This is a genomic window from Kitasatospora sp. NPDC002543 (assembly GCF_053594915.1).
Genome location: NZ_JBSFWR010000093.1, coordinates 1 through 17,414, shown reverse-complemented (window position 1 = coordinate 17,414; position 17,414 = coordinate 1). Strand labels below are relative to the sequence as shown.

Sequence of the window (17,414 nt, the reverse complement as noted above, 5' to 3'; positions counted from 1 at the left end):
TGACATGAAGAAACGGTCCGCCGGCACGACGGACCGCCTCCCCCCGCCTCGGATCACCTTCCGGTGCCGGGGCGGCCGTCGGACGGCGCGTCATCCCGGCGGACAGACGGTATAGATGAAAAGCCCATAGTCGGAAATGCCTCGCCGTTTCCTGGGCAAATCCCCCGCCCCGGGACCGGTCTCAGCCCTCGACCGCCGCGTCGAACCGGGCCAGGAACTCGGCCCGCTCGTCCTCGTCCGGCGCGAGCTCCAGCGCCGCGGCGACGTGCTCCCGCGCCCGGCCGTCCCGGAGCAGCCCGTAGACCATCGCCAGGGCGCCGTGCCCGTAGAAGTCGAGCCCCTCCACGGCGGCCAGCCCCTCGGCCAGCCACAGCGCCTCCGCCACATTGCCGATGCCGATCTCCGCCTGCACCACGCAGCGCAGCACGTCCGGGTTGTTGGGGCTCGCCCGGTACAGCGCCCGGAGTTCCCGGACGGCGCCGTGGACCTCCTCCGGCTCGGCGGCCAGACCGAGCAGCCGGTCGGGGTTCGACGGGGCGGCCGTCGGCACCGACCGCCAGTGGCCGAGGTGTTCGGATCCGGGAGCGACCCGCTCCAGCTCCCGCAGCGCCCCGTGCCACCGCGCCTCGTCCCCCGCGTGGTGGGCCGCCGCCGCGAGGAGCTCCAGCACCTGCTCGTGATCGGGGTCGAGGTGCTGGGCCCGTTCCAGGACGGCCACCACGTCCGGCCAGTCCACGTCGGTGCGCGGGACGCCGGCCAGCCGGTACAGCACCCTCGCCAGGGCCGTCCACTCGGCCCGGCCGCCCGTCCCGTCGCCGACCAGCTCGGAGAGCAGCCCGGCCTGCTGTCGCATGAGGTCCACCTCCGCCGCGTGCCACCGCGACCAGGCCAGGACCTCGGCGAGCTGCCGTTCGGCCGCGGCGCAGTCGGGGTGGGCCGCGAGCACGCGCTCCAGTTCCCGCCCCGCCCGGTCCACACTGCCGATCCGGACGTAGGCGCCGGCGAGGTCGCACCGTACGGCCGGACCGTCCGGCCCCGAGTCCGCCAGGAACTCCAACAGCGGTATCGCGTCGGCGAAACCGCCGGTCACCAGGTAGGCCGACGCCAACGCGTGCAGGTCCCCCGCGCGCGCGTCGGCCGACAGGGCCACCCCCTTCAGGGCGGCCAGCCCCTCCTCGTCCGGTGCGGAGACGAACCGCTCGAAGTGCGCGAGGACTTCGGGACGCGTGTCGTCCCCCCGGTACTGCGGTCGCCAGTCGATGGTCGGTTCACTGTCCACACGGGCCTCCCCAGCCGCCTGCTCCCCCGGCGTGGCCCACCCGGGTCTCCCCACCCTCTCACTCCGCACCGACAAGCCGTCCCGACGCCCGGCCGGGGGCCTCTCTCCGGAGCCGGCCGCACAGCCCGGGGCGGACGCCAGCACGGCACCGACGGCGAACTGACGGTCAGCCAGTCGGGCCCGCCCGCCGGCAGCACCGCTCCGCCCGGCGCCAGGCGGCGGTGACGGCACGATGGGCGGCGGCGGTGGCCTCGGGGACGGCTCCCTCCAGGTGGAGCGGGGTGCCGAGGTGGACGTGGAGGGCGGGGCGCCGCAGGGGGGCGGTGGCGAATCCGGCGAGCTGTTTGGCGGTGCCGCCCGAGCTGAGGCGGCGGGCTCCGCACTGGCCGAGCGGCACCACGGGGGCGCCGGTGGCCACCGCGAGCCGGGCCAGGCCGGTGCGGAAGGGGCGGGGCCGCTCGTCACCGGAGTCCCGCCGGTCGGGCAGGCCGCCCTCCCCGTAGATCAGGACGACCCGGCCGGCCGCGAGCGCCGCCGCGGCCCCGTCGAGGGCCGCGGCGGCCCGGGCCGTCCCGCGGTGGACGGGGATGTGCCCGCCGGCCCGCAGCACACCGCCCAGCACCGGCACCTTCCACAGCCCGGCGGTCGCCATCACCACCGGTTCGGTGCCCAGCCGGCGCAGTGCGGCCAGCACCACGCCGGGGTCGGCGAGCGAGCTGTGGTTGGCGGCGACGATGCTGCCCGGGGCGACCGGGCCCGCCGTCTCGGAGGTGACGGAGAGGCGGCCGAGGACGGGCACCAGGGTGGCGGCGATTCGGCCGAGCACGGCTGCTCCTTCGTGGCCTTCGGCGGCGTGGCACTCCCATGCTCGCCGAGCGCCGCCACCCCCCGCCTGAGTACGAGTACTCAAACGGGGGCCGGGGTCAGCCCCGCTGCACGGTGACCCGGTCCACGGCCGTACCGTCCTCCATCAGGGAGCGCACCTCCATCCGGGCGGGCCTGCCCGCCGCGGCGGGGGTGACGTCGACGGAGACCAGGCAGTAGCCGGTGTAGCGGACCCTCGACCAGGTGACCTTGACGGTCTGGTTGTGCCCACTGCGGTCGGAGACCACCATGGGGACGGACTTGTCGTTCGCGGTCTCGTGCCCGAGGTAGGTGTCGGAGGCCGGGAAGGAGTAGAGCCCGCCGCCGCCTCCGCCCGCGACGACGTAGGTGGTGCCGTCCTTCACCGGGTTCACGGTGTCGCCGGACGCGACCTTGCGGGTGGCCTTGCCGGCCCGGATGGGGTCGGTCCGCTCGTAGACGTGGTTGTGGCCACTGAGCACCAGGTCCACCTGGTACTTGTCGAACAGCGGGGCCCAGTCCTGCTGCGCGCCGAGTTCGGCCCCGTTGTCGTGGCAGGTGGAGTACGTGCACTGGTGCAGGTAGACGACGATGAAGTCGATGCCGGTGTCGGCGCGGAGCGCGGTGAGCCGGCTCTCCAGCCACTTCTTCTGCTTGCCCTTGGTGTAGTCGAGGTTGGCCGGGGTGTTGTAGCAGACGTCGTTGCCGTCGAGGCTGATCAGGCCGACGTTCTGGTACCGCCAGGAGTAGATGCCGGTGGACTGGCTCCAGGCGTTGTCGGGCGTCGTGAACCGGGCGCGCATGCCGCCGTAGCCGTCGGCGCCGTACCAGGGCTCCATCTCGTGGTTGCCGATCGCCGGCATCCACGGGGTCCGGGAGGCGACGGGGTCGTTCTGCACGAAGAAGGAGTCCCACAGCCGGGCGTCGTACGCGTCGCTGGTCTTGCCGCTGCCGCCGGCGTTGGCGTAGGAGAGGTCACCCATGTGGAGGTGGAAGGCGGGGTCGAGGCCGGCGATCAGGTTTCCGGTGGCGGCCGCGTTGTACCCGATGCCCTGGTCGCCGAAGGCCGTGAAGGTGAACCCGGCGCCGCGGCCGGGGGCGGGCGCGGTGCGGAAGCTCGCCACGTCGCCGAGCCGGGCGCCCTGGCCGGCCGGGTCGTAGCCCTGGTGGCCCACGACGTAGTAGTACGTGGTGTCCGGGATCAGCTGGTCCAGCCGCGCGTGCAGGTAGTACTGGGTGACGGTGGTGGGCTTGACCAGGGGCTGGTCCTCGACCGGGTGCTGCCAGGAGAGCTTGCTGACCAGGGTGCGGACCTCGGCGGCGACGGGGGCGCCGAGGTCGCCGGGCTGGACCCCGATCCGGACGAAGGGGGCGGTCACCGCGTCCGGCACCTGCCAGGAGACGACGACCTGCTGGGAGGGGTCGGCCCCGAAGGCGAGGTGGCGGCCGAAGGGCCGCAGCGCGGACCCGGCGGTCCGCTCGCTCCGGGGTACGGGGACGGTCGGGGTGGCGGGGGCGGCCTGGGCGGAGGGGAGGGCCGGGGTGGCGAGGGCGGTCGGACGCGGGGCGGCCAGGGCGGTACCGGGCAGCAGGAGGCCGCCGGTCGCGAGGGCCGCCCCGCCCGCCGCGCCGGCTCGGAGGAGGTCGCGCCGGGTGTGCCGGGGGGTCTCGGTCTCGGACATGACATCAAGTTAGGAAACTTCCCTAACCTTTGACAAGAGGTCCGGCACCGCCGGATGCCTTTTCGACTCCCTTGCCCAGTCGGCCAGTTGACCAGCACGCCGGAACCCGGGAGAGCGGGGCGCGAAAACCGGAGGCCGAGGGGGCAGGGCCGGAACGGTCAGCCGCCGAGGACGCCCGGCAGACCGGTGGCGACCCCGTCCAGGGCGTGCGAGCAGACGCAGTCCCGCTCGGCGGGCAGGCTCTCCAACGCCTCGAAGAGCACCGCGCGCAGCCGGTCGACGTTCCCCGAGAAGACCTCCAGCACCTGCGCGTGGGTCACTCCGTCCCCCGTCGCCACCCCCGCGTCGAGGTCCGTCACCAGCGCCAACGAGGTGTAGCAGAGGCCGAGTTCACGCGCGAGCACGGCCTCCGGGTGGCCGGTCATGCCGACCGCCGACCAGCCGTTGGCGGAGAACCAGCGGGACTCGGCGCGGGTCGAGAAGCGCGGCCCCTCGATGACCACCAGGGTGCCGCCGTCCACCGGTTCCCAGGCCGCGTCGCGGGCCGCGTCCAGGGCCGCCCGCCGCCCGACCGGGCAGTACGGGTCGGCCATCGACACGTGCACCACCCCGGGCACGGAGCCATTCGGCAGCGGCTGACCGTCGTAGAAGGTCTGCACCCGGCCCGAGGTCCGGTCCACGAACTGGTCCGGCACCAGCAGCGTGCCCGGCCCGTACTCCGGCCGCAATCCGCCCACCGCGCACGGTCCGAGCACCTGCCGCACACCCAGCGCGTGCAGCGCCCACAGGTTGGCCCGGTAGTTGATCCGGTGCGGCGGCAGGCCGTGGCCGCGCCCGTGCCGCGGCAGGAAGGCGACCCGGCGGCCGGCCACCTCGCCGAGGAACAGCGCGTCGCTCGGCGGCCCGTACGGCGTGTCGACCCGCAGCTCGGTCACGTCGTCCAGCAGCGCGTACAGCCCCGAGCCGCCGATCACGCCCACCTCGGCCCGTACGGCGCCCTGATCGATGGTCATCGTTCGCACCCTTCTTCGAGGAACGTCCCGGGCCCACTGTAGATCGGTGGCGGAGAGCGGCGCAGGACGAGGGTGACGGCCGTTCGGCCGCGGGCCGGCGAGGTGGTCCCGGACCGCCGTGCGGGTGACCCACCGGTCGTGTCGGCGCCGGAACACCCCGCCCGGCGTGCATGGGTGGGAGTGCGTCGTCCGCGGACGGCGCGGGTCCTCGTCCCCGAGCTTGAGAGCCGCCCATGCCTCCCACCGCCCGTCTGCGCCGCATCGTCCCGACCGCGCTCTGCGCCCTGTCCGTGGCCCTCGCCGCACCCGCGGCCCACGCCGCGCCACCAGGTCGCGACGGCGGGTCCGACCCCGGAAGGGCTGACGGCGGCTCGTACGACTGGGACCGCGTGGCAGCCTGCGAGAGCAGCGGCAACTGGCGCGTCAACACCGGCAACGGCTACTACGGCGGCCTCCAGTTCGACCAGCCCACGTGGCGGGAGAACGGCGGCCTCGCCTACGCCTCGCGTGCCGACCTCGCCACCCGTGAGCAGCAGATCGCCGTCGCCCAGCACCTCGCCGACCGCCGCGGCCTCTCCCCCTGGCCCGTCTGCGGCGCCCGCGCCGCCCGCGGCCACGGCCGGGAGCCCGCCCCGGCGCCCCCGGCCGCCGAACCGGCCCCGGCCGTCTCGGAGGACGGCACGTGGACCGTCCGCCGGAACGACACCCTCGGCGGGATCGCCGAGCGCCTGCGCGTTCCCGGCGGTTGGCCCGCGCTCTACGAGCTCAACCTCGCCACCATCGGCGAGGACCCGGACCTCATCGAGCCCGGCATGGTCCTCGAACTCCCCTCCTGATCCCTCCCCCGCCCCGTCCCGACCGCCGTCCGCGCCCTTCCCGGCGCGGGCGGCGGTCCGTCGTTCCGGCCGGGGAGGCGGACGGCCCGCCCGCTCACGGGGAGCGGACGGGCCTGAGCGGCGGACCGGAGCGGCGGACCGGACGGGGCGGCCAGGACGGGGCGGCCGGGACTGCCGGCGCGGGCGGACGTCAGCCGACGTGGACGCGCGGGCGGCGCGAGCGGTCCGGCTCGGCCTCGCGCAGCACCTCACGGGTGACCGGCGCGACCTCGCCCTGTCCGAACAGGAAGAACCGCAGGAACTGGGCGAAGGGGCTGCCCTCGGTCCACTCGAAGTAGAGGTGCGGCTGCTGTCCGGTGCGGTCCCGGATGTTCAGCGCCAGCGCGGCCAGCGCGTTCGGGATGCTGGAGCTCTCCAGGGTGAGCACCCGGTAGCGGCCGTGCAGCACCTCGCCGCGCACGGTCAGCTCGGCCTCGAAGTCGGAGGCGTCGCGGACGGTCACCTCGACGAAGACCAGGTCGTCCTCGCCGGGGATGTCGTTGTCGGCGCGGATCTGGCGGATCTTGTCGCGGTACTCGGCGAGGTCGCGGTGGCTGGGCTCGTTGGCGATCAGCCGCAGCGGACGGTGGGCGTAGTCCCTGATGAAACGTTCCGCCACATCGTCCATGGCCACATTGGTGACGCGCAGCTCGAAGGCGCGGCGCAGCCGGGAGAGCAGCGAGACCAGGATGATGCCGGCGATGAAACAGGCGCCGATCTTCAGGCCGTCCGGCCGCTCCAGCACGTTCAGCACCGTGGTGTAGAGGAAGATCGCCGCGATGATCGCGAAGGCGACGGTCCAGCCGCGCTCGCGCTTCTTGTGCGCGGCGATGGTCACCGCGATGGCGGCGGAGCTGATCAGCACCAGCACACCGGTGGCGTAGGCGCCGCCCTGGGCGTCCACGTTGGCGTCGAAGATCCAGGTGACCAGGAAGCCGATCAGGGTCAGCACGATCACCATCGGCCGCACCGCGCGGGCCCAGTGCGGGGCCATGCCGTAGCGCGGCAGGTAACGGGGCAGCAGGTTGAGCATGCCCGCCATGGCGGAGGCGCCGGCGAACCAGAGGATCGCGATGGTGGAGAGGTCGTAGACGCTGCCGAAGGCGCCGCCCAGGTACTCGTGCGCCAGGTACGCCAGGGCGCGGCCGTTGGCCTCGCCGCCGGCCTTGAACTGGTCGGCCGGGATGAGCAGCGTGGTGATGAAGCTGGTGGTGATCAGGAAGGCGCTCATGATCACGGCGGCGGTGGTCAGCAGTTTGCGGGTGCCGCGGATCCGGCCGGCCGGATCGGCCTCGGTGTCGGTCGGGTCGCCCTTGATGTGCGGCATCACGGCGACGCCGGTCTCGAAGCCGGACAGGCCGAGCGCCAGCTTCGGGAAGGTCACCAGGGCCACGCCGACCATGACGATCGGGTTGCCGTGCTGGGCCGTCAGCGCGGTCGTCCAGTCGGTGACCACGTGCGGGGCCTCGATGATCTTCCAGAGGCCGACCGCCACCACGACCACGTTCAGCGCCAGGTACGCCCCGACCAGGAACACCGCCAGGCCGATCGCCTCGCTGAAGCCCTTGAGGAAGACCGCGCCGAGCATGGCCACCAGGACCAGCGTGATCAGCACCTGCTTGCCGCCGAGGAAGCCGGTCAGGTGCGGGTTCTCCACCAGGTGCGCGCTCGCGTCGGCGGCGGACAGCGTGATGGTGATCAGGAAGTCCGTGGCCGCGAAGCCGAGCAGCGCGAGGACGAACAGCTTGCCCTTCCAGAACGACAGCAGCCGCTCCAGCATCGCGATCGAGCCCTCACCGCGCGGGCTCTCCTTGGCCACCCGCCGGTAGACCGGCAGGGCGCCCAGCAGGGTGACCACCACCAGCACGATGGTGGCGATCGGCGACAGCACGCCCGCGGCGAGCGCCGCGATGCCCGGCTGGTAGCCGAGCGTCGAGAAGTAGTCCAGGCCGGTCAGGCACATCACGCGCCACCAGCGCTGGCCGACGGGCCCGCCGTGCGCGACCGGCGCGGCGGAGTCCCCCGCCGCCGCGCCCTCGGCCGACTCCTCGGGGGCGCCCTGCGCGGCGGGCTTCTCCGCGCTCACGTCCTCCAGCAGCCAGCTGCGGAGGCGTATTCGCGCCGACGGCGCGTCCGACTCCGCCGTCTCCGTCGAACCCGACGAAACCACCTTGCACCTCTTGTTTAAAGACCCCGTAAAAACGCCGTCGGGCGACGGCAGAGCGACACGCTATGCGACGGGCGTTAAGAATCCGCTACCGGGCCGCGTTAAGAAAACGTCATGGCCCCGCAGGTCGGCGCGGGTGGCACGGTGCGGCGGACCGGGTGCCGGGAACGGAGGGGCCCCGGACCGATGTGCCGGTCCGGGGCCCCTCCCGGGACGCGCCCTGGGTCTTTTCCCGCGGGGGGGGAGCCCCGGGGTCAGGCCCGGTAGCCGAGGACGGTCATCATGCCCGTCTCCGCGTGGTAGACGTTGTGGCAGTGCACCATCCACAGGCCCGGGTTGTCGGCGTCGAACTCGACGGCCAGCGTCGCACCCGGCAGCACGATCGCGGTGTCCTTTCGCGGGCCGTCGCCGGGCAGCGCGAAACTGTGGCCGTGCAGGTGGACGGGGTGCCACATGGCGGTGCTGTTGCGGAACTCCAGCCGCACCCGCTCGCCCGCCGCCACCGGGTAGCGCCGCGCCGGGTCGTACCTGCGGCCGTCGAACGCCCAGTCGGCCTTCGCCATCCCGCCGGTGAGCTCCAGCGCCACCGTGCGGTCCGGCGCCTTCGCGGGCAGCCGGACCGCCGGGGCCGCCCTGAGCTGCCCGGCGGTGACCAGCCGGCCGTCCAACTCGGCGGGGCGGACGGCCGCTTCGGGCGCGGCGCCCGCGCCGGTGCGCAGCACGGCCAGGGCGGTGGCGTTCTTGCCCTCGGCCAGCGCGGTCAGCGGGAAGACGCCGTCCCCGGCGGTGACCAGCACGTCGTAGCGCTCGCCCATGCCGAGCAGCAGCGCCTGGGTGGTGGCGGGTTCGACCGGGAAGCCGTCGGTGTGGGTGACGGTCAGCTCGTGGCCGCCGAGGGCCACCCGGTAGGCGGTGTCGCCGCCCGCGTTGACCAGCCGGATCCGGATCCGGTCGCCGGGCTTGGCGGTGAAGATCTCGGGAGCGACCGCGAGCCGGCCGTTGACCAGGTGGAACGGGTACCCGACGTCACCGGCGTCGCCGCCCAGCAGCGGGCTCCGGGCGCCCATCAGCATCCGGCTGGGGCCGGTGCCGCCCTGAGCGCTCCCCGCCGCGGGCGTCCCCGCCGCGTCGTGGCCGGGCATGCCCGGCATCCCTGGCATCCCCGGCATGTCGTGCCCGGAGCCGGCCCCGTGGTCCATCCCGCCCATGCCCCGGGCGAGTTCGGCGAGGACGGCGTCCGGGGTGCTGCCGTCGACACCGTCCAGCCAGTCGTCCAGGACGACGACCCACTCCCTGTCGTAGGCCAGCGGCTCCTTGGGGTCCTCGACGATCAGCGGGGCGTACAGACCGCGGTCCTGCTGGACGCCGGAGTGCGGGTGGAACCAGTAGGTGCCCGGGTGGGTGAGCGCGAAGCGGTACTCGAAGGAGGCGCCGGGCCTGACCTCGGCCTGGGTCAGGCCCGGTACGCCGTCCATGTCGTTGCGCAGGGCGAGGCCGTGCCAGTGCAGCGAGGTGGACTGCGGGAGGTGGTTGGCGAGGGTGACGGCGAGCGTGTCGCCGAGGGTGGCACGCACCTCCCGGCCGGGCAGGCGGTCGCCGTACGCCCAGCTGCGGACGGTGCGGCCGCCGAGGTCGAGTGTGGTCTCGGTGGCGGTGAGCGCGACCCTGCGCTCCGGGCCGGGGTTGCGCGCGGCCTCGGCGGCGGCGACCTCGGGGCCGTTCGGGGCGAGGTAGCCGGCCGGGGCGGCGGCCGGGCCGGACGTTCCACTCGTGGGGCCGTGGCCCATGGACGCGTGGTCCATGCCCTTCATGGAGCCGGAGGAGCAGGCGGTGAGCAGGCCGGTCCCGGCGGCGGCGAGCGCGGCGCCGAGGACGGTACGGCGGGTGGGTGTGCGCATGGCGGAGTGCACCTCGTGCGGTGTGTGGGTGTGTAGGACGTCGCGTCGGCCGGTCCGCGCGCGGGCGCTCGAAAGTGCGAGCGGGCGCGGGGCGGCGGGCGCGCGCCTACTGACGCAGCACCGAGAGCCGGGTGAGGAGTATCCGCCCGCCGCCGGGCGGGGGCAGGGCGCGAACGGCCCGCAGCACCCGGGCCCGCACCTCGGCGGCGGCGTCGCCGCTGCGGCGCAGCAGCGGGCCGGCCAGGAGCAGCAGCACGGTCCAGCCGGCCAGGACGGCGAGGCAGACCGCCATCGGGTCCATGCCGCCGGGGGTGGCGGGGTCGAGGGCGGGGACGGCCTCGGTGGGGGCGGCGGCTCGGCCGTGGTGGTCGCCGACCGCCGGGTGCCCCGCGGAGTCGTGGGTCGGGGAGTCGTACGCCATGGGGTCGAGCGCCGCGGAGGCGTGCGTATCCGGCGCCGTGTGCCCGCCGTGCCCGCCGTGGCCGCCGTGGCCTCCGCCCGGGTGGCCGAGCGTGTGCATGGTCACGATGCCGAGCAGCAACGCGGCGAGCAGCAGCAGGCGCGGTGCCCGGGGCGCGGGCGGGTCGAACGGCCGCGATCGCGCCATGCTCCGCCTCCCAGCCCCGCTCGTCCGTCCGTACCCCCGCAGGGTATCCCGATCCTACGCCGGGGATCGCCGCCGGGCACCCCGCCCGCCCTCTTCCGCGTCCCGCCGCGCCCCGGCGGCGGCCCGGGCCTCGCCAGGACGCCTCGGGCCCGCTCGGGCCCGCTCGGCCGTGTCAGGAAGCGTCGCCCACGCCCGCACCCAGCAGAGCGGCCGCCACGTGCTCCCGGAACCAACGGTGCGCCGGGTCGGCCGAGTTGCGCGGGTGCCAGGCCATCCCCAGTTCCAGCGGGGCGAGTTCGAGCGGGATCGGGAAGGTCCGCAGGCCCAGGGCGGCGACGGTGTCCGGCAGCCAGTCCGCGGGGACGAGCGTGATCAGGTCGCTGTCCCGGGCCAGCAGCATCGCCCCGGTGTGGCTGGGCACCACGACCGCCACCCGGCGCCGCAGCCCGAGCCCGTCCAGCGCCGCGTCGATCGGACCGAGCCGCTTGCCGCGCCGGGAGACGCCGATGTGGTCGGCGGCCGCGAAGCGCCGGGCGGTGATCCGGCGGCCGTCGAGGAGCGGATGGCCGGCGCGGGCGAGGCCGACCAGCGGGACGGCGAGCAGCGGCCGGGTGCGGACCTCCGGGTCCACGTGCCCGAGCACGCCCAGCTCGACGTCCACCAGCCCCTGCCGCAGCGCCGGCCCGTCCTCCAGCGCCTCCGGCAGGAAGACCACGTCCACCCGGGGGGCCCGGGCCCGGACCCGCTCGACGAGGACCCCGGCCGTCCGCACCAGCACCAGTTCACCGGCCTGCACCGTGAACGTCCGGTCGAGGTGCACCGGGTCGAACCCGGCGCCGGGGCGCAGCACGCTGTCGCAGCCGCGCAGCAACGCCCCGACCTCCTCGCGCAGTTCGAGCGCCCGCGGGGTCGGGACGAGGCCCTGGCCGGCCCGCACCAGCAACGGGTCCTCGACGGCGCGGCGCAGCCGGGCCAGCATCCGGCTGACCGCCGCCGGCGAGGTGCCGAGGCGTTCGGCCGCGCGGGTCACGCTGTTCTCCTGGAGCAGGGCGTCCAGGGCCCGCAACAGGTTGAGGTCCATCATTTCCGCGCTCCCGAGCTGGGCCTTTGCGTTCCCGGCAACTATCCGATGCCGATCTTTGCATGGTTCCCCGGGCCGTCGCCCACGAAGGTGGAAACCAACGCGAAGCCCCTCCCCGAGGAGTCCCCATGTCACAGCCCGCCAGCACCGACCGCACCGCCCGCGCCGGCGACGTCCTGGCCGTCGTCAGCCAGAGCGGCCCGACCGTGTGCTTCTACGACGCCGCCGACGACCGGCTGCTGGACACGGTCGAGGTCCTCGCCGAGCCGCACGAGCTCTGCTTCGACCCGGCCCGGCGGCTGCTCTGGTGCACCAGCGCGTACCACTCGGGCTACTACCACGCCAACAGCGGCCGCCGCACCGAGGTGACCGTCATCGACGCCGACACCCGCCGGATCGTCGACGTGATCGACCTCTCCCCCGAACACGGGCCGCACGGACTGGCGTTGGACGCCGCCCGCGGCCGGCTGTACGTCAGCGTGGAGGGCGGCGCGGACCGCCCCGGCGGCGTGGTCGTCATCGACGCCGAGACCCGCCGCCCGCTCGGCCGGATCGACACCGACGCCCCCGGCCCGCACTGGTTCGCGCTCTCCCCGGACGGCCGGACCGGCTTCGCCACCAACAAGGAGGCGCCCTTCGTCTCGGTCGTGGACCTCGACCGGGGGGTGCTGACCGCCAAGGTCGAGGTTCCCGGCAGCGAGGGCCTGGCCGTCTCCCCCGACGGCAGCCGGGTCTACGCCGCAGGCCCGTACTTCTCCCCGTCGCTCGGCGCGACGCCGGGCATCCGCGTCATCGACGTACCGACCGGGACCGTCACGGCCGTCCTGCCGACGGATTCCCCGGCGCTGCCGGTGCACCTCACCCCGACAGGCCGGCTGCTGGTCGGCGAGGTCCGGACGACGCCCGACCCGGACTCCGCCCTGGGGCGCCAACTCCCGGGCCGGCTCACGGTGTTCGACGCCGAGGACCACCGCCGGATCGGCGAGGTCGAGGTGGGCCTCTTCCCGCTCACCATCACCTCCTCCCCGGACGGCCGCCTCGGCTACGTCTCCTGCGTCGTCTCCTCCACCGTCGACATCGTCGACCTGGACACCCTCGCCCCCGTCTCCCGCCTCAGCGTGCCCAAGCTCGCCGAGCCGGGCGCCCACGGCCTGGCCTACCTCCCCCGCCCGGCCTGATCCCCCACGGAGCGAAGGGAGTTCGAGGACGACCCCTATGACGACGTGGCCGTCACGATCCGGCCGTCGGGTGCCACGGTCAGCTCGACGTGGACCGGCGGCCGGCCCGCGGCCGCGTCGTCGCGGCGGTAGCCGAGCGTCCGGGAGCGGCCGTCCGGGCCGGCGGGGGTGACGGTCGGGGTCAGGCCCGCGGTCCGGTCGGCGAACCAGGTGCCGGCGAAGGCCGTTCCGGCGGCGACGAGCCGCTCCGGCGGAAGGCCGGGCACGTCGGCCCCGGCGGAAGCCGCCGCGGTGGCGGCGAGCAGCCGTCCGCCGGGCTGCTCGATCCGGAAGCTGCCGCGGTCGGTGGTGACCTCCATGACCCGCGGGGCCGGCCCGGGGTCGGCGTCGGTCGTGGTGGTGTCCACCAGGGTGCCCGGGCCGAACAGCCCCTCCGCCACCCGCCGCGCCGTCACCAGGTCGTCGGACGGCGGCGCGGCGAAGACCGACGCGTCCCGGTACGTCCGGACGCCGAAGTGGACCACCAGCCCGACCCCCGCCAGCCCGACGGTGGCCAGCACCAGCCCGTGGACGAGGTCCCGGCGCACCCGGGGGAGGCCGCTCCGCCGCACCAGCAGCCAGCCGACGGCGAGGACGGTGCCCAGCAGCGCGCCGGCCGCGTTGTCGACGAAGTCGGTCCCGTCGCAGGCCCGTCCGGTCCCGAGCAGGGTCTGCACGACCTCGGTGGTGGCGGAGAGCAGCACGGAGCCGGCGAGCACGGTGGCGGGCCGCCGGAAGAGCAGCACGCCGAAGTACGCCAGCGGCACGTAGAGCGCGACGTTCATCAGCCCCTGCGGGCCCGTCACCTCCGTCCACACCACCGACCCGACCCTGCAGAGCGCCTGCCCGGTGTCCGCGCTGCTCGTCGGCGTGAGCGTCACCGCCACCTCGCCCGCCAGGCTCAGTCCCCAGAGCACCGCCGACGGCACCGCCACTCCCCTGCGACGGGCCCACCAGGCGGTCGCGGCGGTGAACACCGCCCCGAGGACGAGGAACACGGGCAGCAGCGCGGGCGCGGCCGAGTAGCTTGCTTCGATCATCGGGACTTCCGGTCAAGGGCCCTACCGGGCCGAGTGGTTGGTGGACAGAGGAACGCTACCCCAGCCCGCGGCCCCGGCCCCACCCGCGCCCCACCCGCGCCCTGCTCGTACACGCCGCCCGCGCCGCCCACAGCGTCCGCGCCGCCCGCTCCAAGCCGCCCTGTCCGCATCGCGGAACGCGGGACGGCGGCCGTTCTGACAGCTTCCGCCTGACCGAAACCTGCCAACACGGCTGCCCCGCAGCTCATCCGGGGTCGGCTCGGCGCTCCGACCCTGGCCCGAAGCTGCCACGCGCTTGGTGTCACCCCGAAATCGTGTGAGCGCCCGGGGGGCCCGTGCGAATCTTGGGACCGCCGAGGCCGCGAGCGAACGATCGCGGCCCGAAACCCCCCTGGATTCGGAGGACTTCCCCATGCTCACCTCCGCGCTCTCCCGCGGTCCCGCACACCGGGCGACGGCCGGTTCCGACGCGGCACCCGCCGCCCCGCTCTCCCGCCGCCCGGCCCCGGAGGCGGTCTCGGCCGCCTCGGGCGACGGCTTCTCCTGGGGCTGACCGGCCGGTTCCCCCCAACACCCCCGGGGCCTCCGGTGCACCTCGTCGGCGTCCTGCTGACGGCCCCGACGGGCGGTCCGGCGGGCGCCGGGCCGCCCGTCGGGGCCGTGCTCTCGGCCCTGGACAGTGTGACGTCCGCCCGCGACGGCGTCGAGCACCTCCACGTCCACATCACCCCCCGGGGCGTCCGGTTGACCTTCTACCTCGCCGACTGCGACCAGATCGACGCCGTCGGCCGCGCCATCGCGATCGCGAACCGGGCCGTCATCGGCCCGACGGCCCTCGCCCGGTTCGCCGTCGCGGACTTCAAGGTGCTCGACCGGCCCGGCGGTCCCCGGCCCGACGCCCGCTGACGACCCCGCTCCCCACCCGCACGGCACCGCGACCGCACCCCGACGGCGGCTCCCCCGACGGCTGTTGCCCGCCGCACGCCGCCCCGGTCACCCCCTCCCGAAGTCGCTCGACCGTCATCGGAGACTCATGCGCATCACATCGGTCGGCCATGCCGGCCTGCTCGTGGAGACCAGTGCCGGACGCATCCTGTGCGACCCCTGGTTCAATCCGGCCTTCTTCGCCTCGTGGTTCCCCTTCCCCGACAACGAGGCGATGGACACGGCCCAGCTGCACACCGCGGAGTACCTGTACGTCTCCCACCTCCACCACGACCACTTCGACGCCGAGTGGCTGCGGACCCGGATGTCCAAGGACACCGTGGTGCTGCTGCCGGACTACCCGGTCCGCGACCTGCGGACCTCCCTGGAGGACCTCGGCTTCCGCCACTTCGTCCAGACCCGGGACCTCGAACCGACCCGGCTCGACGGCGGCGTCCAGGTGATGGTCAACGCGCTCACCTCGCCGACCGACGGCCCGATCGGCGACTCCGCGATCCTCATCGACGACAACGGCACCAGGATCCTCAACCAGAACGACGCCCGGCCGGTCGACGAGCCCCGGATCAGGTCCTTCGGGCCGCTCGCCGGGCACTTCCTCCAGTACTCCGGGGCGATCTGGTACCCGATGGTGTACGACTTCCCCGCCCGGATGAAGCAGACCGTCGGCCGCCGCAAGCGCCGCAACGGCATGGCCCGCGCGCTCAACTACGTCGAGCAGTACGGCGCCGAGCACGTCTTCCCGTTCGCCGGGCCGCCCTGCTTCCTGGACGAGGAGCTCTTCCACCTCAACGACCTGGACGGGGACGACGCCAACATCTTCCCCGACCAGTGGGTCTTCCTCGACTTCCTGCGGGAGCACGGGGTGGCCAACTCCCACCTGTTCCTGCCGGGCACCGTGGCCGAGCTGGGCCCGAACCGGAGCTGCCGGCTGGAGCAGGTCGACGAGCGGACGGTCGCCCGGATCCGCGACGACCGCACCGGCTACCTGCGCGAGTACCAGGCCCGCCGGGCCGACCGGATCCGCGCCGAGAAGGCCGGCTGGCCGACGGAGCGCACCGATCTGCTGGCGAGCCTCAAGGAGTGGGTGGAGCCGCTGCTGCGGTACGCCGACCACACCTGCGAGGGCGTCAACGGCCGGGTCCTGGTCGAGGTGGTGGACACCGTCCCGGCGGACGCGGACGCGCCCCGCGAGCAGATCCTGTTCGACTTCCTGGACCGGCGGGTGGCCCCGTGGGCGGGCGAGGACTGCCGCTACCGCTTCGAGCTGCCCCGGCCGCTGGTGGAGCGATTGGTCGCCGAGCGCTGCCCCGACTGGGCGAACGAGCTGTTCCTGTCCTGCCGCTTCAAGGCCGCCCGCAAGGGGCCCTTCAACGAGTTCGTGACCACCTTCTTCGCTTCTCTCTCGACCGAGCGGATGTCCTATGTCGAGGGCTACTACGCGGAGTTGAGCCAGACCGAGGAGCGGGCCAGGGCCGGCGACTACGTCGTCCAGCGGCTCTGCCCCCATCTCAAGGCGGACCTGGTCCGGTTCGGCTCCCACCGGGACGGCGTCCTCACCTGCCGCCTGCACGACTGGGAGTTCGACCTGGCCACCGGCCGCTGCCTGACCAGTGACGACCGGAAGATCATCAGCGAGGCGAGGGTGCCCCCGTCCGACGATGACCCGGACCTGCCCGAGATCCCCGCAGCCTGAACAGGACTGTCATGACCCTTCCCCTGGTGTCGGTGGTCATCCCGCTCTACAACGACGCCCGCACGCTGCCCGCCTGCCTGGAGGCGGTGACCGCCCAGACCTACCCGAACCTCGAGATCGTCGTGGTCGACGACGCCAGCACCGACGAATCGGCCCGGATCGCCGAGAAGTACCCGTGCCGACTGGTCCGCCAGGAACGCAACTCCGGGCCCGCCGAGACCCGCAACCGCGGCGCCCGGGAGGCCCTCGGCGAGATCGTCTTCTTCCTGGACGCCGACGTCGGACTGTCCCCGACCTCGGTCGCCGCCGCCGTGGAGCGGCTGACCGCCGACCCGGGGATCGGCTCGGTGTGCGGCATCACCGCCAAGGAGCCGCTGCTGCCGACCACCCTGGTCGGGGACTACCGGATCCTCCAGTCGTACTACTGGCGGGCCAGCTCCGAGGGCACCGTCACCCCGTGGTTCTCCGCCCTGGCGGCCATCCGCCGCTCGCTGTTCCTGGACTCCGGCGGGCTGAACCCGGCACTGCGCCAGACCGAGGAGATCGACTTCGGTGTACGGCTGTCGGCCACCCACCGGATCGAGCTCAGCTCCGCGATCGAGGGCCGGCACAACGACGAGGAGCAACTGTCCGGCCTGGTCCGCAAGTTGTTCCGGCGGGCGAGGCTCCGGGTACCGCTCTACGTGGACCACCGGGGCTTCATGCGCGGGTTCGAGACCCGCTCCCGGGCCGTCGCCGCGCTCGCCGCGGCCGGCGCCGTCGCCTCCCTCCCGCTCGCCCTGGTGGACCGCCGGGCGCTGCCGGCCACCGCCGCGCTGGCGGCCGGCGCCGTGCTCGCCGACCGCGGCTTCCACGCCTTCCTGGTCCGCGAGCGCGGGGTCGCGACGGCCGCCGGGTACACCGCCCTGCACTTCGCGGCGGGCGCCGCGGTGACGGCGGGCGCGGCGGTCGGGGCCGGCCAGTGGCTGCTCAGCCCCCGGTTCCGGCGGCTGTACCGGCGCGCGCTCCCACCGGCGGCGGCCACCGGCGGCACGCCCACCCCCGCGGCGGGCCGCCGGTGAGCGCCGACAGCCC

At 74.4% G+C, this 17,414-nt stretch carries 15 protein-coding genes; 6 read left to right on the top strand and 9 right to left on the bottom strand.

Annotated elements, in window-relative coordinates:
• Positions 1-181: 181 nt before the first annotated feature.
• The 4 genes from ACWD4P_RS29785 to ACWD4P_RS29770 form a co-directional block, all read right to left on the bottom strand.
• Complete coding sequence (locus ACWD4P_RS29785) at positions 182-1,279, bottom strand: tetratricopeptide repeat protein (protein ID WP_449781763.1); 1,098 nt, start codon at positions 1,277-1,279, stop codon at positions 182-184.
• A gap of 166 nt (positions 1,280-1,445) precedes the next feature.
• On the bottom strand, positions 1,446-2,105 hold the full coding sequence (locus ACWD4P_RS29780) for a lysophospholipid acyltransferase family protein (RefSeq protein ID WP_449781762.1): 660 nt from the start codon (positions 2,103-2,105) through the stop codon (positions 1,446-1,448).
• Between the two features lie 97 nt (positions 2,106-2,202).
• Positions 2,203-3,804, bottom strand: a complete 1,602-nt coding sequence (locus ACWD4P_RS29775; RefSeq protein ID WP_449781761.1) for a purple acid phosphatase family protein — start codon at positions 3,802-3,804, stop codon at positions 2,203-2,205.
• Positions 3,805-3,962: 158 nt separating this feature from the next.
• The gene (locus tag ACWD4P_RS29770) at positions 3,963-4,817 is read right to left on the bottom strand and encodes an S-methyl-5'-thioadenosine phosphorylase (protein ID WP_449781760.1); all 855 of its coding nucleotides are present in this window, start codon (positions 4,815-4,817) and stop codon (positions 3,963-3,965) included.
• A 233-nt stretch (positions 4,818-5,050) separates the two neighbouring features.
• On the opposite strand from ACWD4P_RS29770, the gene ACWD4P_RS29765 reads away from it, so the two are divergent.
• Complete coding sequence (locus ACWD4P_RS29765) at positions 5,051-5,653, top strand: transglycosylase family protein (protein ID WP_449781759.1); 603 nt, start codon at positions 5,051-5,053, stop codon at positions 5,651-5,653.
• Positions 5,654-5,843: 190 nt separating this feature from the next.
• Here ACWD4P_RS29765 and ACWD4P_RS29760 read toward each other — a convergent pair whose 3' ends face one another.
• The 4 genes from ACWD4P_RS29760 to ACWD4P_RS29745 all read right to left on the bottom strand — a co-directional run bounded on the left by ACWD4P_RS29760 (position 5,844) and on the right by ACWD4P_RS29745 (position 11,445).
• A complete protein-coding gene (locus tag ACWD4P_RS29760) occupies positions 5,844-7,655 on the bottom strand; it encodes an amino acid transporter (RefSeq protein WP_449781774.1) in 1,812 nt (603 codons plus the stop codon).
• Positions 7,656-8,113: 458 nt separating this feature from the next.
• Complete coding sequence (locus ACWD4P_RS29755) at positions 8,114-9,757, bottom strand: multicopper oxidase family protein (protein WP_449781758.1); 1,644 nt, start codon at positions 9,755-9,757, stop codon at positions 8,114-8,116.
• A 106-nt stretch (positions 9,758-9,863) separates the two neighbouring features.
• Positions 9,864-10,364 (bottom strand): hypothetical protein, encoded by a 501-nt coding sequence (locus ACWD4P_RS29750; RefSeq protein ID WP_449781757.1) that lies wholly within the window; start codon positions 10,362-10,364, stop codon positions 9,864-9,866.
• Between the two features lie 172 nt (positions 10,365-10,536).
• Positions 10,537-11,445 carry a LysR family transcriptional regulator gene (locus tag ACWD4P_RS29745; protein ID WP_449781773.1) on the bottom strand — a complete coding sequence of 303 codons (909 nt, stop codon included), beginning with the start codon at positions 11,443-11,445 and terminating at the stop codon, positions 10,537-10,539.
• Positions 11,446-11,573: 128 nt separating this feature from the next.
• Between ACWD4P_RS29745 and ACWD4P_RS29740 the strand changes: the two genes are divergently transcribed.
• Positions 11,574-12,623: a YncE family protein gene (locus tag ACWD4P_RS29740; protein ID WP_449781756.1), complete on the top strand. Its 1,050-nt coding sequence runs from the start codon at positions 11,574-11,576 to the stop codon at positions 12,621-12,623.
• A 35-nt stretch (positions 12,624-12,658) separates the two neighbouring features.
• Here ACWD4P_RS29740 and ACWD4P_RS29735 read toward each other — a convergent pair whose 3' ends face one another.
• A complete protein-coding gene (locus ACWD4P_RS29735) occupies positions 12,659-13,702 on the bottom strand; it encodes a VanZ family protein (protein ID WP_449781755.1) in 1,044 nt (347 codons plus the stop codon).
• Between the two features lie 412 nt (positions 13,703-14,114).
• Between ACWD4P_RS29735 and ACWD4P_RS29730 the strand changes: the two genes are divergently transcribed.
• The 4 genes from ACWD4P_RS29730 (at position 14,115) to ACWD4P_RS29715 (ending at position 17,401) form a co-directional block, all read left to right on the top strand.
• Complete coding sequence (locus ACWD4P_RS29730; protein WP_359821593.1) at positions 14,115-14,255, top strand: hypothetical protein; 141 nt, start codon at positions 14,115-14,117, stop codon at positions 14,253-14,255.
• 35 nt (positions 14,256-14,290) lie between these two features.
• A complete protein-coding gene (locus ACWD4P_RS29725; RefSeq protein ID WP_449781754.1) occupies positions 14,291-14,608 on the top strand; it encodes a hypothetical protein in 318 nt (105 codons plus the stop codon).
• A gap of 127 nt (positions 14,609-14,735) precedes the next feature.
• Positions 14,736-16,340, top strand: a complete 1,605-nt coding sequence (locus ACWD4P_RS29720; RefSeq protein WP_449781753.1) for a Rieske 2Fe-2S domain-containing protein — start codon at positions 14,736-14,738, stop codon at positions 16,338-16,340.
• A gap of 11 nt (positions 16,341-16,351) precedes the next feature.
• A complete protein-coding gene (locus tag ACWD4P_RS29715; RefSeq protein ID WP_449781752.1) occupies positions 16,352-17,401 on the top strand; it encodes a glycosyltransferase family A protein in 1,050 nt (349 codons plus the stop codon).
• Positions 17,402-17,414: the final 13 nt, after the last annotated feature.

Excerpts from the sequence above, each read along its gene's own strand:
- ACWD4P_RS29750 (WP_449781757.1), bottom strand. The coding sequence starts at position 10,364 with ATGGCGCGATCGCGGCCGTTCGACCCGCCCGCGCCCCGGGCACCGCGC.
- ACWD4P_RS29755 (WP_449781758.1), bottom strand. The coding sequence starts at position 9,757 with ATGCGCACACCCACCCGCCGTACCGTCCTCGGCGCCGCGCTCGCCGCC.
- ACWD4P_RS29730 (WP_359821593.1), top strand. The coding sequence starts at position 14,115 with ATGCTCACCTCCGCGCTCTCCCGCGGTCCCGCACACCGGGCGACGGCC.
- ACWD4P_RS29760 (WP_449781774.1), bottom strand. The coding sequence starts at position 7,655 with ATGTGCCTGACCGGCCTGGACTACTTCTCGACGCTCGGCTACCAGCCG.
- ACWD4P_RS29765 (WP_449781759.1), top strand. The coding sequence starts at position 5,051 with ATGCCTCCCACCGCCCGTCTGCGCCGCATCGTCCCGACCGCGCTCTGC.
- ACWD4P_RS29720 (WP_449781753.1), top strand. The coding sequence starts at position 14,736 with ATGCGCATCACATCGGTCGGCCATGCCGGCCTGCTCGTGGAGACCAGT.
- ACWD4P_RS29745 (WP_449781773.1), bottom strand. The coding sequence starts at position 11,445 with ATGGACCTCAACCTGTTGCGGGCCCTGGACGCCCTGCTCCAGGAGAAC.
- ACWD4P_RS29715 (WP_449781752.1), top strand. The coding sequence starts at position 16,352 with ATGACCCTTCCCCTGGTGTCGGTGGTCATCCCGCTCTACAACGACGCC.
- ACWD4P_RS29775 (WP_449781761.1), bottom strand. The coding sequence starts at position 3,804 with ATGTCCGAGACCGAGACCCCCCGGCACACCCGGCGCGACCTCCTCCGA.
- ACWD4P_RS29735 (WP_449781755.1), bottom strand. The coding sequence starts at position 13,702 with ATGATCGAAGCAAGCTACTCGGCCGCGCCCGCGCTGCTGCCCGTGTTC.
- ACWD4P_RS29770 (WP_449781760.1), bottom strand. The coding sequence starts at position 4,817 with ATGACCATCGATCAGGGCGCCGTACGGGCCGAGGTGGGCGTGATCGGC.
- ACWD4P_RS29740 (WP_449781756.1), top strand. The coding sequence starts at position 11,574 with ATGTCACAGCCCGCCAGCACCGACCGCACCGCCCGCGCCGGCGACGTC.